Origin of the sequence: Paenibacillus sp. FSL W8-0919, assembly GCF_038003785.1 — a bacterium.
GTDB lineage: Bacteria > Bacillota > Bacilli > Paenibacillales > Paenibacillaceae > Paenibacillus_AQ > Paenibacillus_AQ lactis.
The window spans coordinates 3,161,518-3,175,500 of the sequence record NZ_JBBOPV010000001.1 but is presented as its reverse complement, the minus strand read 5'-3'; the positions used below and the strand labels follow the sequence as shown (position 1 = coordinate 3,175,500).

The 13,983-nt window shown below is 39.3% G+C and carries 20 protein-coding genes and 2 pseudogenes; 6 read left to right on the top strand and 16 right to left on the bottom strand.

Annotated features, from left to right (window positions below; translation table 11 throughout):
- Positions 1-202: 202 nt before the first annotated feature.
- Together NST44_RS14145 and NST44_RS14140 are read right to left on the bottom strand one after the other, a co-directional pair.
- Positions 203-739: an HAD-IIIA family hydrolase gene (locus NST44_RS14145; protein WP_251537686.1), complete on the bottom strand. Its 537-nt coding sequence runs from the start codon at positions 737-739 to the stop codon at positions 203-205.
- Positions 740-925: 186 nt separating this feature from the next.
- A complete protein-coding gene (locus NST44_RS14140) occupies positions 926-1,213 on the bottom strand; it encodes a hypothetical protein (protein ID WP_251537687.1) in 288 nt (95 codons plus the stop codon).
- A 246-nt stretch (positions 1,214-1,459) separates the two neighbouring features.
- Here NST44_RS14140 and NST44_RS14135 point away from each other — a divergent pair, with 246 nt between their 5' ends.
- Both NST44_RS14135 and NST44_RS14130 read left to right on the top strand, forming a co-directional pair.
- Positions 1,460-1,933 (top strand): MerR family transcriptional regulator, encoded by a 474-nt coding sequence (locus NST44_RS14135; protein ID WP_050953983.1) that lies wholly within the window; start codon positions 1,460-1,462, stop codon positions 1,931-1,933.
- A complete protein-coding gene (locus tag NST44_RS14130) occupies positions 1,917-2,327 on the top strand; it encodes a hypothetical protein (RefSeq protein WP_007127794.1) in 411 nt (136 codons plus the stop codon). Before NST44_RS14135 ends, NST44_RS14130 begins: the two co-directional genes overlap by 17 nt.
- A 303-nt stretch (positions 2,328-2,630) precedes the next feature.
- On the opposite strand, the gene NST44_RS14125 is transcribed toward NST44_RS14130, so the two are convergent.
- The 6 genes from NST44_RS14125 to NST44_RS14100 all read right to left on the bottom strand — a co-directional run bounded on the left by NST44_RS14125 (position 2,631) and on the right by NST44_RS14100 (position 6,094).
- Positions 2,631-3,179 carry an ATP-binding protein gene (locus tag NST44_RS14125; RefSeq protein ID WP_007127793.1) on the bottom strand — a complete coding sequence of 183 codons (549 nt, stop codon included), beginning with the start codon at positions 3,177-3,179 and terminating at the stop codon, positions 2,631-2,633.
- Positions 3,180-3,299: 120 nt separating this feature from the next.
- Positions 3,300-3,767: a GNAT family N-acetyltransferase gene (locus NST44_RS14120; protein ID WP_007127792.1), complete on the bottom strand. Its 468-nt coding sequence runs from the start codon at positions 3,765-3,767 to the stop codon at positions 3,300-3,302.
- A gap of 98 nt (positions 3,768-3,865) precedes the next feature.
- Complete coding sequence (locus NST44_RS14115) at positions 3,866-4,516, bottom strand: lysozyme inhibitor LprI family protein (protein WP_007127791.1); 651 nt, start codon at positions 4,514-4,516, stop codon at positions 3,866-3,868.
- A 31-nt stretch (positions 4,517-4,547) separates the two neighbouring features.
- Positions 4,548-4,763 (bottom strand): GrpB family protein, encoded by a 216-nt coding sequence (locus NST44_RS14110; RefSeq protein ID WP_085978398.1) that lies wholly within the window; start codon positions 4,761-4,763, stop codon positions 4,548-4,550.
- A gap of 367 nt (positions 4,764-5,130) precedes the next feature.
- Positions 5,131-5,226: a competence inhibitor ComI gene (gene comI / locus NST44_RS14105; protein WP_007127790.1), complete on the bottom strand. Its 96-nt coding sequence runs from the start codon at positions 5,224-5,226 to the stop codon at positions 5,131-5,133.
- Between the two features lie 328 nt (positions 5,227-5,554).
- Positions 5,555-6,094, bottom strand: a complete 540-nt coding sequence (locus tag NST44_RS14100) for a histidine phosphatase family protein (RefSeq protein ID WP_007127789.1) — start codon at positions 6,092-6,094, stop codon at positions 5,555-5,557.
- A 345-nt stretch (positions 6,095-6,439) separates the two neighbouring features.
- Here NST44_RS14100 and NST44_RS14095 point away from each other — a divergent pair, with 345 nt between their 5' ends.
- A complete protein-coding gene (locus NST44_RS14095) occupies positions 6,440-6,526 on the top strand; it encodes a putative holin-like toxin (protein WP_340901438.1) in 87 nt (28 codons plus the stop codon).
- A gap of 410 nt (positions 6,527-6,936) precedes the next feature.
- Here NST44_RS14095 and NST44_RS14090 read toward each other — a convergent pair whose 3' ends face one another.
- The 5 genes and pseudogenes from NST44_RS14090 to NST44_RS14070 form a co-directional block, all read right to left on the bottom strand.
- Positions 6,937-7,419 carry a GyrI-like domain-containing protein gene (locus NST44_RS14090; protein ID WP_007127788.1) on the bottom strand — a complete coding sequence of 161 codons (483 nt, stop codon included), beginning with the start codon at positions 7,417-7,419 and terminating at the stop codon, positions 6,937-6,939.
- A gap of 218 nt (positions 7,420-7,637) precedes the next feature.
- Positions 7,638-8,159 (bottom strand): GNAT family N-acetyltransferase, encoded by a 522-nt coding sequence (locus NST44_RS14085; protein WP_279615606.1) that lies wholly within the window; start codon positions 8,157-8,159, stop codon positions 7,638-7,640.
- 337 nt (positions 8,160-8,496) lie between these two features.
- Complete coding sequence (locus NST44_RS14080; RefSeq protein WP_167324073.1) at positions 8,497-8,958, bottom strand: hypothetical protein; 462 nt, start codon at positions 8,956-8,958, stop codon at positions 8,497-8,499.
- Between the two features lie 218 nt (positions 8,959-9,176).
- Positions 9,177-9,551, bottom strand: a complete 375-nt coding sequence (locus NST44_RS14075; protein WP_244152624.1) for a hypothetical protein — start codon at positions 9,549-9,551, stop codon at positions 9,177-9,179.
- 270 nt (positions 9,552-9,821) lie between these two features.
- A pseudogene (locus NST44_RS14070) lies at positions 9,822-10,148 on the bottom strand (HIT family protein); the annotation flags it as partial.
- Between the two features lie 77 nt (positions 10,149-10,225).
- Here NST44_RS14070 and NST44_RS14065 point away from each other — a divergent pair.
- Positions 10,226-10,516, top strand: a complete 291-nt coding sequence (locus NST44_RS14065; protein WP_007130931.1) for a transposase — start codon at positions 10,226-10,228, stop codon at positions 10,514-10,516.
- A gap of 23 nt (positions 10,517-10,539) precedes the next feature.
- Positions 10,540-11,400: an IS3 family transposase gene (locus NST44_RS14060; protein ID WP_138919336.1), complete on the top strand. Its 861-nt coding sequence runs from the start codon at positions 10,540-10,542 to the stop codon at positions 11,398-11,400.
- 54 nt (positions 11,401-11,454) lie between these two features.
- Here the strand turns inward: NST44_RS14060 and NST44_RS14055 are convergent.
- From NST44_RS14055 to NST44_RS14045, 3 genes and pseudogenes are all read right to left on the bottom strand, one after another.
- Positions 11,455-11,640 (bottom strand): annotated as a pseudogene (locus NST44_RS14055) (HIT family protein); the annotation flags it as partial.
- A 193-nt stretch (positions 11,641-11,833) separates the two neighbouring features.
- Positions 11,834-12,619 (bottom strand): abortive infection family protein, encoded by a 786-nt coding sequence (locus tag NST44_RS14050; protein ID WP_007127784.1) that lies wholly within the window; start codon positions 12,617-12,619, stop codon positions 11,834-11,836.
- A 225-nt stretch (positions 12,620-12,844) separates the two neighbouring features.
- Positions 12,845-13,333, bottom strand: coding sequence for a hypothetical protein (locus tag NST44_RS14045; RefSeq protein ID WP_007127783.1), 489 nt, complete (start codon positions 13,331-13,333; stop codon positions 12,845-12,847).
- Positions 13,334-13,695: 362 nt separating this feature from the next.
- On the opposite strand from NST44_RS14045, the gene NST44_RS14040 reads away from it, so the two are divergent.
- Entirely contained in the window at positions 13,696-13,785 is a 90-nt protein-coding gene (locus NST44_RS14040; protein ID WP_260067501.1) for a putative holin-like toxin, read from the top strand.
- Positions 13,786-13,983 lie beyond the last annotated feature (198 nt).

The following is a 13,983-nucleotide window of genomic DNA, read 5'->3' as shown; positions in this document are numbered from 1 at the left end:
ACCGGTTGAATGAGTAGGTTGTCAACTATATCTGCCGCCATGATAGCAACCTTCAAAATGTACTTACTGAATGTTCTTAATATAAGTCCCAAACACTAACCTTATCAGAGAACCCGATAATTACTTCAAGTTCATCAGGTATATACCGAAGGACAGCGCTGGCCCAATGCGTGAGTTTGTTGTTAGAAGATGCTACTGCCTTTTATGAGTTGCTTCCGAGAATCCATATCACTGCTTCTTTAAGATCCCGTGCAATGTAATTCGGCTCAGTTTCTTTCCATTTGTGTCTATACGCGTTTAAGGATCCTTCGCCCCACCCGGTTCTTACCAGTATCTTACTTGCTCCGACAGCATGTGCTGCCAGCATATCGGTATCACCGACGTCGCCTATCACTATACATCTTGTTAAGTCCAATTTATATCTCTTTGCAGCTGCGAGGAGCATTCCAGAGCCTGGCTTCCTGCAATTACAACCATCATCAGGACCATGAGGACATATAAAGGAGTCATCGAATCCAAATGAATAAAACTGTTTTCGGAATTCATCGACTGTCGCTTGTCCACGTGATATCCTATGTTGATTGGTAAATGAAAATACCTTAAGACCTGCATCTTTGAGCTTATTGATCGCTTCTTGAGCCCCTTCAAATAATGTAAAATCTCGTGGATGCATGAAATGTCCTGTACCACCAATGGTTCCATCCCGATCGATAAATACAGCTTTCCATTCTATCAACATTCATACCTCCTCGAATGATTTTAATAATACACTTTTTTTGGATTTCGCCTAACCTTACTGTATTTCATGGCACGAGTCAGCCTTAGATCGCTCTTTTCTTAGGCCAGCTCGTGTGTCGTTAAAGGTATCCTCCATAATTGGGATCGGACGAATCAAGGGGCATAAGGCCTGCTGCGTGAATATCCTTTATCTCCCCTCAAATTCTCTGTCTAGTATTCCATCAATATAAACTTTATATTTTGTCTTTCTAAATCCAGCCAGTACCAGCTTTCTGATTTTTTCAATCTTAACTTGGTGTTTTTCTTCATTTCCAACTTCGAATTCATAGGTTTTAGTCAATTTAAATGAGAACGTTCTAAAATCATTGATTCTATCGTTTCCGTCCACTTTAATACTCAGGTTTCCTAAGAATTGATTAAATTCAAACTCCACAATATGCTTTTCTGAATGTCCAACTTCGAATGAAAATTTCATTCAGCCACCTCTTCCCTGGATATTGATTTAATCTCCGAGATTTCAAAACATGCTATTTCCTGCCTCTATTTGGAATTGTATCCCATTCTCCTTCTTGTTTCACTTCTTAGACTTTGTTAAACAGCTTTATTTATTTTTTTCATTAAGATAACTGGCAGAATAGTTCCATGGATTGCATGAATGCCGCATGCGAAAGACAGAAAAAACGATTGACATTGGAGTTTACTCCAATGCTAATCTGAAGATATGGAAAAACAATATTCTATACAAGAGGTTTCACGAATGCTTGGTATCCCGAAGGATACGCTGCGGTATTATGACCGGATTGGAGTCGTATCACCGTCTCGGGGACATAATTCTTATCGCAAGTATTCGAGGGACGATATCGTCGATTTGATGAATATTCAAATCATGCAGTATGCGGACTTTTCACTAGAAGAAATCAAGGGGAAGTTTCAGTTCCACCGAATGCAGAGTATAGATCCTGCGTATTGTGAGGAGGTCGCTGACTTCCTTGAAACCAAAAAGGCAGAAGCACTCAAGAAAATCGCACATCTTGAAAAGGTCAGTGAGTTACTCGACGTAGCAGCTAAAACACTAAGGGACTTTAACCATGAAAATGACCAGCAGCTGGCAGTGTTCGTTCGGGAGATTTACCGGGATCTTCACAAGAAGGAACCTGAAATAACTAAGGAGGATTGTGATGGACATCAAAATTAAAAATTATTATTGCTTGATTGCTGGCGTTCTTGCCATACTTTTTGCTGTTACGCACGCATGGAACGGGCAATCCGTTGTACTGCCGACGCTCTTGGTAAATGATTTAGCCTTGAATGCACGGATAACATTTACGTATATCTGGCACATTATCACCGCTGAAAATCTGGCTTTCGGCATAGTATTCATTATCCTGTCATTTCAAAGCGAGAAATCGAAGATCCGGTTTGCTGCGTTAATTTTGGCGTCACTTCTACTCATTCGTCTGTTGGTCATTCTCGGTGTAACGGCATTTTACGATACTTCGGCACTTACGAATACGTTAATCGATTCAATTGCCATCTTAATCTATGCCGCTTTCATCATACTGGGCACAAGAATAAAGAAAAAAGAGTAAAGGGTAAGAAGGTTAATATTTGGATCTAGCCCCATGCAAACAAGATAATTTAAGTAATGCTGTTTCTTGTTTGACTTACTGAAACTAAAGTTGTACTTATCTGTCTTACAATGCTCTTTCCGGAGATTTCATCTAACGTTTCTTGTATTCACGACGTCCATCTCCTTTAGATGGCTCTTATCACAGGGAGATGGATGTGTTCGGGTGATTTTGCTTACTTGCTTATTCACTCCCACCGGCCCGAGAGCCACTAGGTTCGAAGCATGAATATGTTGGTTATCTTATGGATCGGCCTTCTTCGAATTATCTAAATTCACTAATAACTTTTATTTGTTGAATAATTTCCATGGTACTACTGGAGTCCTTAATGTCAAATAGATAATTCGCTTCATCTTTACTAGGTTGTATTAATGTCGAATTTTCTTGTCTCTCCAATACTTCCAAAAAGCTCGAAGCACTTCTAAATATAGCTTTACTTCTTTGAGTTTTTATTACACGTTCTTTCAGTAAATCTGTTGGTAGATCAAAGTAAACGATAATGCTTTCAAATCCTTTGTCCTGAAAGTGTCGGAGTACATTTGTTCTTCCGGATTTACTTAAATTGGAATTACTCAAGATAATGTGGAAATTGCTTTCCTCAATAGCGTACTTAACAATCGCATTAGTTACAGAGAACTTTAAAGTGTTAGGACCCTCTATAGGGCGAAGTTTCTTATAATGGCTATTAATAAATTCAGCATGATTATCTTGATCAATAACAACGGCTTGTTGTAATACAGATTCTAATTCTTTAGCAAAAGTGGTCTTTCCACTATGCGTTTTTCCAACCGTCATGATTACCAGGCGCCTCATAAAATACTCTCCAATCAATGATCTGATGAACACTATAATGTTTTTGCCAATCTTTCAGATAACTTCTTTGAATCAACTTTCAAGACTGTCATTGGGTGTCAATTTATTTTTAAAATAAATCTAAAATACAATAGAGTATGTAGGTTCACCATACGTAAGAGTGTTTTCTGAAGTAAATCCAAGCTTTGTATAAAATTTTATTCCGGCATCATTGTTAGGATGCACTGTTAATCTAATGCGATGACAATTAGGATGAAATTCTTTAATGAAATTAATTAGCGTGTTTATCGTTTCTGCTCCTATTCCCTTTCTTTGAAACCTTTGATCAATAAAAAAATGAAAGAGCCAATAATCTTCTTTACTAGCAGGTGTATAGTGCAAATTGAAGAAGCCTACCATTTGATTTTGTTTGTAGACCCCATAAGGTTCTACTATCCTACCATCCGGTCTGATATAAGCCTTCGCAAGAGCAATTGCAGCGGGAGGTGTTACCGAAGCAACAAATCTTTGTTGTTCCACACTTACAGATAATTCAATAGCTTCTCTCCAGTTCTCAGAAGTAATCTTTTTTAGTATGACTTGAGACATGACTGTTATCCTCCAATAATAAAACCACGGTTGGGTTATTCATATTATCGTTGCGCTGATTACCGATAACCTAAAAACCTTTGATCAAGATTCCAACTCTATTTTTCACTTTGGTATAAAAACTCAACTTCACCATCTAGCAAATATCGATATTCAAATAATTGCATTGTTCTTTCCCTAATTCTCTCCCGTATAACCCTGCCTAGGCTTACCGATCCTTGTGATCCAAGGTTACCATTATTAATAAATGTCTTCTCTACAAATTTTGTTTCCCTTAAGTGATACTGTAACCATTCTTTTTGCGATTCAATTAGTGCTTTTCTTGGTTCTTTATCCAACTTAGAAAGAAGCTTCTTATATATTTGATTCAACTCTTTATCCCAAGTCTCTGCATATTTGCTTTCCAACGCCCCCCATCCCAATGTTGTAATCTCTTTGGAATTTTGAAATTCATTAAATTCCACTTCATAATCATGATCTATAGGATTTCGAAGCATTTCATCATAAAATTCCCCAGTCAATTCATAGTTCCCAATGCTCATGGATAACAATTTATTGTTAGCAGGATCTGATCGACCTTCAGATATTTTTTTTGATTCTGTTTCATTACCTGTACTCACCACATCGGAAGGCAGTTCAGAATTCTTTATTGATTTAGTTTCGCTGTTCAAGGTAGTCGATTGACTAATATTCTGACAAGATGAAAACACGATCGTAATAAAAAATAATAAGAGTATCTTACTCTTCATAAACGATCTCCTTAAATATTATCCATAATATTTACCGGTAATGGCGCATAACGTCCCTGTGTTCACGACCCCTCACCGACTTAAGTGACCGCAGGGAACGGCCGCGATGCGCTTCAATAGAAGTTGAGCCGATATGATCTATTCGAATAGCTAGCTCGCCAAGTGCTTGTCGAATCTCTAAACCAATACTTTTAAATTCTTCTTTCCAAGAAGGATTATAGGGTACTACAATAATCGGACCTGACATAATAACCTCCGCTAAGATTTGTGGACTAGTTCCGCTTAGTGCAGGGTTGTCCACCTGATTCACTTCCTTGATAAACCCCGGGCGGCCCCAGGGAACGAAGGTGCCGCAACGTAAATACGGTGTTAGACGGAGTTAACGCTCCTTTGCGGCTGTCCTCAAATAAGGGGTGATTATCTAATTTTTTACCAGGTTCCGCTTTATTCGTTTATGTATTTTCCAGGTTCACTTCTTTTTCCAATTGTGTTATCATACTTTTAAAGATGCCGAGTGCGGCAAACACTCGGCTTGACAATTGGCTTGGATGGGACTCCCCTTCTGAGTCGAATAGGAACAAAAACCCACCTGGGCGCTAACTTTTGGTGGGTTTTTACTTTTTCTTGTTGTTGGAATTGAGGTATGTTAAAAGGGCAAGAATAAACGATCCAAATAGAAACATGATCGTCAGTGCATCCTTAACTTGCATGGATTCACCTCCTTTCGAAGGGAAACCATGCCCACCCAAGATTCAATTGCCCTTCCTATTGTACCATTATCTCCCAATGGGGTGAAGAACAATCGTTCGATATTTTTATGGTTTAGATGTCGTTAATTTCTGATAACGTTTCCGTGTTCACGACCTCCCACCAACTTAAGGCTGAGCCAGCAGCGGCCGCGATGCGGTTAGTCGGTTCGGATGTGTCCGCTGAATCTACCACCCTGCCGATACTTCTCGCGGACGGAGGAGTCACAGGTTCCGATGCGAGATTATATTGTTATATGATGTATGGCGCTTCTTCGAGTTACTTAACAAATTATTGTTTATTATATGTATATAATTTCCCGTTTCTAGGCTTTATATCTACCTTCCCCTTATACCCTCTGCGATCCAACTCTTTTGTTAAAGTTTTAATAAATGCTCCGTGACTTACTATTAATACATTTGTTTCTGAATATTTTTGTTCTATTTCATCTAATATCAGCTTAGCTCTACTAAGAGTTTGTAACTTGCTCTCTTCTTGTGACTTATGCGACAAAAACCAAGCTATTCGAGCTAGGATCAGCCAAATAGTGAGATGAAGTTTTATTTTTGATTTACTTACTGCTGTAATTCCTATTTCTCTTAGTTGATCAGTAATAATAATTTCACCATCAAAAATTACCTTGGCCGTTCTAGTTGCTCGAGATTGGTTACTACAATAACATACATCCCATTTCCTATCGTTACTAATATTATTTGCGATTTGTATTTCTGCTTTATCATATTCTTCTACCCAATTATTAAATTGTTTAGCTGTCATCCATTTGTTCTCAGGTTTATATGTGACCTTAAAATGCCTTACTATTCCAATCATTTCAAGTCTCCGTTTTGATTATTTATCTCGCCACCGCATCTATGACGCGACCCGGCCTGAGATAGTTCTTATCTTAGGTCGGGCCGCGTGCTGTCTGAATATACGCCTATGGGCTTGCTTCTGGCAACCAAGGGGCTAATGCCCCGCAGCTTAGATGCATTGTTAAGTGATGTTTCTGCCTTCTCTGTATTACATTCTCATATAAGTTTTACAGATATATTTTTTCTTATGTATTCTAGTTATTTATAGTATTTTAGTAGTATTTCATCATGTCCTCTATGTTAAAATTCTCTAGTACAATTTACGGATTTAAGGGCGGTCGGCTAATCTCCCAGAAGGGAGGTGATGCCCATGGAGGTCAAAAATGCATTTTCCTTAATGTTCATGTTCGGCATGTTCATTCTGGCATTGCTCACCTACATGAAAAAGTAATAGACCGCCCTGGCTAGGATAACGGTCTATTTCCGACCCATCTTACGTGGCCGACTGCTCTTTATGCAGTTATTGTGCTTAGAAGTCATGTTCCAGCATGGCTCCTTACTTAATTCTTACCTCAGTATAACTCAATTTATAACGCTTTTATTGGTTTTGTTGAATATTTTTTATATAAGGTCTGTAATGTTGATTGCAGTAATTTCACTTAACGTCTTATGCATTCACGAACCCGAGAGGTTTAAGCTTCCACGGCGATAAAACGAAGTGGTCGCCTCGCCGGGTCGAAGACTTCGCCTCGCAGGTGTTGTCCGCTGAACTGAAGCTGCTTCCCCGAAATGCCTCCAGTGGACCGAGGGGGCGACAGCGTGAATGGCGTTGTTAGGAGATGCCGCCCTGAAATACCCTCATTATATCTTTTTTACTGGACAATATATCTTGATTTCATTCTTCTCATTATCATTTTCTATTATTGTTTTCTCATCGTATTTCTCAAAGTAATATGCCACATCATCATACGTATATCCATTTTTATGTATCCATCTTGAAGTATACTCATATGCAGTTTCTGTCTGACTAATCGGACCAACGTAGTGTGTTAATGAATAAGTTCTAGGAAGTAGATGGATATGTACCATCTCATTGGGCAATTTACTGAATGGCTCAACTTCATAGCAGCAATAGAAGTCCACCAGTCCCTGGTTCTCTTTATAGTTAGGCGGGGTTATTCCAAAGGTGACATTCGGATTCTTAACGTTTGGTATTTCTTCCCTTCTTCTCGTTAATTCAAGGAAACCTTTATTTATATTCTCTCCCAGCATAGAGATATAGGCAGTTGCTCGAATCCCAACATATGTCGTGATATCTTTTGTTTCTATGATTTCTACCTTCATTGTGATCACCTCATCGTTATTCTTCTGGCGGTTTCGCCTAACGTTCCTGTATCTACGAACGCGAGAGGCTTAAAAAGGGGCGCCAGCGACTGGGTCGATTGGACTTAGCTTCGAAGGGTTGTGAGCTGATTCGGCATCCTTGCTTACCACTTCTAACGAACCAAGGGCGTGGCCCGCAGCGTAGATATTGTGTTATAGGATGTTAGCGCCTTCTTCGATCAACTTTCATTAGATTTATTGAAATCATCTTTATAGAATCTAAAATAGTTAAATGCTATTTTTTCATCACAGTAGTTCTTAAGTTCCTTCATCCCATTATTTATAAAACCAGCTTTTTCAATAACTTTCAATGATGGAGTATTATCTACCGAAATTGTGGCCACTACATATGGAAGATTAAAGGTTTCTATTGCCCAATTTGTTAATGTTACTGCTACTTCTGTAGCATACCCATTTCCTCTATGCTGCTTTGATATACCATAAGCAACTTCAGTCTCTTTCAATTCATCAATAACACCAATATGACAATGTCCCACGAATGTTGAATCTTCCAAAAGTTCAATGGCTAAAGGGACCATATCATTGATTACGTCAAAGCGTTCGTACTTGTTGATCTGCCAGTCAAGAAAATTAGAAGCCTCTTCCTTACTCATATTCCAGCCAGAAGGCCAATCATTTGTTTTACTCTGAAGACAAAGACTATAAATATTATCACAATCTTCTCTAGTCAGCTTTCTAATCCTAAGTCTCTCTGTTAATATAGGTAACTTGTATTGGTTTCATAATATTCTTCACCTCAAAGACATCATCTAAGAAATAATTGTTTTATTACGCGCTGATTTCCTATAACGTTTCTGTATTCACGACGTCCATTCACCTAAGCTGCACGAGTCGTGCGACCAGCACGATCTCGGACTGCCGCGATGCGGTTGGGTGAATGGATGTGTCGCCTGAATGCACTTCCCCGACTTATCTCCTGGCGACCGAGGCGGCTTGTCCGACGATGCGTGAACATATTGTTATGTGATGCCCCTGCCTTTACTGATTTACTTACAACATATCTTTATAAATCCGATCTTATTGCGTGATATTAATTCCTTGTTCATCAAAACTAAGAGTAAAAAACTTATTCTGACCCCATGACTCGTATTGTGCATCAATTTCAATTTTGTACTTGCCAAGATCCGTCAAATAAATATCCTCAATTATTTCTTCTTTTACATGTAAGTCAATTTCTTCGTCCAATATTGTTTTATTCAGCTTTTCAGTTTGTTTCCCATCATGAAGAGAATAAATTTTATATTGAAGTTCTACATTTCTGTGCAATTCAGTATTCCTATTCACTGTCATTATCAATTTTATAAATGCTTCCTTATTTCCTACGTCAACTGAATAAATACTAAGTCGAGCACTTAATTCGATCGGGAAAGGATCAAGAGGCATCGGTTCAGACGGTGTACTATTATTTGGTTCTTTATTCGAGCAAGAACTGAAAACAAAGACTGAAAGAAAAAGTATAATAAAAAGATGCCTCTTCAATCTTTCACCGCCTTTATCAAGTATTTAGCAGGGGTTTCACCTAACGTTTAGGTATCTAACGAACCCGAGAGGCTTAAGGCGCATATGCGCCGGGTCCAGTGGACCTAGTCTCGCAGGGTTGTGAGCTGATTCAGCTTCTCCGCCCACCACTTCTTGCGAACCAAGGGCAAAGCCCGCAGCGTAGATACTATGTTAGGCGATGTATCTGCCTGCTTTGATTACACTTTCCTAATAATGATCCCTTCTTCAAAATCCTCTATATTATTAATGTTTATCCAAATCTCCTCTGATTCTCTTAATCTATGAAAACGTAAAATTGTGTCATCGTCATGATAAGTTAAGATAAGTATAAATTCATATTCTGGAAAATCAATTTTCAGTTTAATAGACCATATTTCTAATAGCTTCTTTGCAAACCTCAACCCTTCTAAAGGATGTTTTTTAAAGGTTTTTGATATATCAATCATATGTACATGACTTTCACTTGCTTCAAATCCAGTTCGATCCCCAAACTGGTGAATAATATGTTCAATATTAATTTTTATATTATCTTCAGTGTACTTTTTTATTAAAATGCAACCTTCTACCTCCACAAAGTCTGGCCATACTACATCAATTAGTTCTGATTTGTCATGATATTTAAGACTGTGCTCTTTATTAAGAAGTCCTTAAAGATTTGTTATTGCAGATATTTCGCCTAACGTTTCTTGTATTCACGAATCCGAGAGGCTTAAGTGACCGAGAGGGACGGGGCGAAGCCTTCGCCTCGTAGGAGTTGTCCGGCTGAATTCACCCTCGGCTTTTTCTACATCGGTCCGGACCAAGGGCGAATGCCCGCAGCGTGAATAAGGCGTTAGATGATGTTACCTTGAGCTACTCACAAAATCCCTCATGCCCTCTCTTAACATGCTAACCCCTTCTTCTACACTCTTCATATTCTCATCGTCATTCATATTATTCCTTGCATGTAATAATGCCGGTCTTAATGATTCTACTGAATTTCCAAATTGGTACATCCATTCATATCTAGGAACCATCCACAAATGAAAGTGATGTGTTGTATCTTCATTATAAAAATAATAGACCTTATCAATTCCCAATCGTTTTCTTTGTTCACTTCTGAGCTTATGAATTAACGAAATAAATTCTAATCGCTCTTCATCTGTTAATTCATCCATGCAGTAAAAATGGAGTGCTACGATAAAAATGCAGTCGAAAAATACCCTCGTATGAAATAAAATGAAAGCTGACGAGAGGACGGGAGACAATGAATCGATACGACAAAGCATTCAAAGAAGAAGCAGTAAGATTGAGCGATGAGATTGGATCAAAGAAAGCCGCCGAGCAGTTAGGCGTAGCCTACTATACATTGCAGGAATGGAGAAAGCGAAGAACCCTGCACGGCGACGGAGCGCATATCGGGAGCGGACGCGCTTATGCATCTGCCGATAAGACTGCGCGTGAAATCGAATTAGAAAGAGAAATAGGCGAGTTGCGCCGCGCGAATGAAATTCTCAAGGACGCACTCGGTTTTTTCGTAAAAGACCGGAAGCGGTAAAGGCGTGCCAGCTCTATACGTACATCCGTGAACGACGGGATCGATGGACCGTCAAGGAGATGTGCGAGGTACTTGCTGTCAGCGAATCGGGCTACTACCGTAGCTTGAAGCCCTCACCCAAACAGGAGCGGCAGCAACTTCTTCTGGTCAAAATCAAAGACATCATTGGAGAGCATGAAGATAACCGAAATTACGGTGTCCAACGTATTCTGCTAGCGCTGTCACAAAGAGAGATCACGACCAGCTACAGCACCGTCTACCGAATCATGAAGAAGCATGGCCTGCTGAAGAAAGCCAAGCGTCATCCAAACGGCATTACACGCGAGGATGCCACAGCTCAAAAGAGCGAGAACCTGATCCAGAGAGACTTCAGATCCTCAGCACCCAACCAAAAGTGGCTATCGGATATCACCGAAGTCCCTTGTTCAGACGGCAAGCTATATCTGTCCGCGGTACTGGATTGTTTCAACGGAGAGATCGTGGGCCTCGCCATGGACGTCAACATGTGCAAGCACCTCTGCATCCAGGCCTTTGAGAACGCCTGTAAAGCAAGAAATGCTCGCGGAATGATTTTTCATAGCGATCGAGGCAGCCAATTCACGAGCAAGGCATTCCGAGAGCGTCTAGCTAAGCGAGATGCCATTCAGAGCATGAGCGGCACAGGGCGTTGCTATGACAACGCAAGGATGGAAAGCTTTTTTGCTACGCTAAAGAAAGAAAAGCTGTACAAGATCAACACGGAGCGCTATCCGATGGCCTATGTTAAATCGATCATCTTCAAATACATCATGGTCTACTACAACAGACAGCGGATCTACACCTCTAATCCAGGGGGATGGCCCCCAGCAATTTATCGCGAAAGAATGCTGTCGCAAGCAGCTTAGTAACGGGATTTCTGTATGAGGGTGTTTTCAAACTGCACTTTTTTTGACAACTCCAAAATGCCTCTTTGAAGCCAATATAACTAACCCTTTGATTGGGTAAGCAACATCCTGATGGACATGAAAGTTGCTTGATTCAAAAATCACTCCACCAGGTGGAGTAATCAAGCCACTTGTCAATGCGCAGCTTACACATTCAACTTCTACTGTTCTTCCATCACCCAATGTAATTTGTCTTGGCATTATGCACCTCGTATTATTTTGATAAGAACTTGCATCGTAATTTCATCTAACGTTCCTGTATTCATGAACCCCAAAGGGGTTGTCTGCTGAAATCCCTCTTCGAAATCCATCCACAGACCAAGGCTCCGAAGGAGCTGCTGCTTGAATATTATGTTAGTTGATGTTCGACACTTCTTGATATCACACTCAAAATTCATACTTTAGAATCTATATATTGCAAAATACTTCTGAATAAATTTATTACAAGTTTAGCTTCAGGCTCTCCTATGATTTGTTCATTAGGGTGAGAGTATGATCTATTGTTCCTTATCTCATTTAAATTTTCTAAAAGCTTCCCAATTGCATTGATAATTTGATTGATAGGAAGATGGCTTTCTGCATTATCTATCAGAATACTCGGATGTTCTTGTTTCAATTTACTCCAATAGTCTTGTATTTTTGGATTGTTTTCAGTAATCGTAAGCCCTGCATTATTACAAGTTTCTTTTAAATATCCATATAAGGCAGTATGCGCCCGATCGACAGCACTTCTAGAATCATGTTCCGCAATCAATGTCTGACAGTGATCTAATGTCTCTTGTACAAATTGGTAGTTATACGTTAAATCTTGTACGGCAAGTAATCCTTTGCCCTTTAAATCAGGTATCCATGATAACATGCTTGCATGAATTCTTTGTTTTTGTTTGAATTCTCCTTCAGTTAAATGCCCATCAGTAAACCGATCCTCAAAATGTTCTAAAGGATATTTGTCGATTACTCCTTGTATAATTTTTGACTGAACTAATGGATCTGCTTGAGATAATATTGCTATAAATTTTTCTCTTGTTGTTCCACTAAATTCACTAGGATCAATATCTAAGCCACAATATGCAGGATAGAATTCAGCGTGAGAGGCGTATGAAAAGTTTCCTAAGTAGCCACCGCTGACTCCAATATAAGCGACCACACTATTCACTTCTTTTCCACTCAATCTTTCCATAATTGATCAACTCCAAAATCTCTATTTATCGGATTGTCGAATTTCAACTAACGTTTCTACATTTACGAACCCGAGAGACTTAAGGCGCGTAGCGCCGGGTCGAAGACTTAGGCCTCGCAGGGTTGTCTGCAGCCACAACTTCCTCGCCTTATCTTCTGCAGACCAAGGGGCCGTCAGAGCCCGCAGCGTGAATGTGATGTTATCTGCTGTTCCTCACTTCTTCGACTAAACAGTAAGTAAGTCTTTCATTAACCAATCGTTGTAGTTTCCATCCTTCGAGACAAACCATACATTCGTATATTTACTTGGCTTATATATCAAGTTTTTTTCTCTTAGAAAGCAACTCATTCCAAATATAGGGGAGGCATTTCTAATTAATAGTGTTATTGGATATATAGTTTCGTACTTAAGTATCTTCTTTTCTTTTTGTTTTAGTAGTCCATTTAGTGTTTCTATATAATCTTTGGAGTTTTCTAATCCATGTATTTCGTTTGTAGATCTGCCTAGTATCATTTTTGCTTCTTCGGAATTATAAAATAAGTGAGCTACTTCAAGACCCATGAAATCGCCTTTCTCGTTTTTTAGTACAAAATCCGGACACTCACGTCTTTCTGCTATTTCCAACTTATCTTTGTGGTTTAGATTATATAGGTTCATATATATGCTAACTGCTGCTTCTTCTAATGCATATTTCTCATCATTATGATTGTTCATATCTTATAGTTCCTTTTATAGGTTTTGAGGAATTGCAGATAACGTTTCCGGATCTATGACGCGACCCGGCCTTAGATAGCTCTTATCTTAGGTCGGGTCGTGTGTTGTCTGAGTTAACGTCTATGAGCTTGCTTCTGACAACCAAGGGGGAAATGCCCCGCAGCATAGATGCATTGTTAAGTGGTGTTACTGCCTTCTTTGTATTTACATTCTCATATAAGTTTTACAGATTTATATTGTTTCCTATGTATTCTAGTTATTTATAGTATTTTTATGGTATTTCATCATGTCTTATATGTTATAATTTTCTGGTACAATATGCGGCTTGAAGGACGGTCGGCTAGTCTCCCGGAAGGGAGGTGATGCCCGTGGAGGTTAAAGATGCTCTCACCTTAATGCTCATGTTTGGCATGTTCATTTTGGCGCTTCTTACCTACATGAAAAAGAAATAGACCGCCCTCCCTAAGGTAACGGTCTATTTCGACCACCACTTAGCGGCCGACTGCTCTTTATGCGGTTATTGTGCTTAGGAGTCGTGTTCGCGCACGGCTCCTTACTTATTCTTACCTCAGTATAACTCATTTTATAACGCTTTTATAGGTTTTGTTGATTATTTTTATCTATAGGGTCTGTAATGTTGTCTGCAGTAA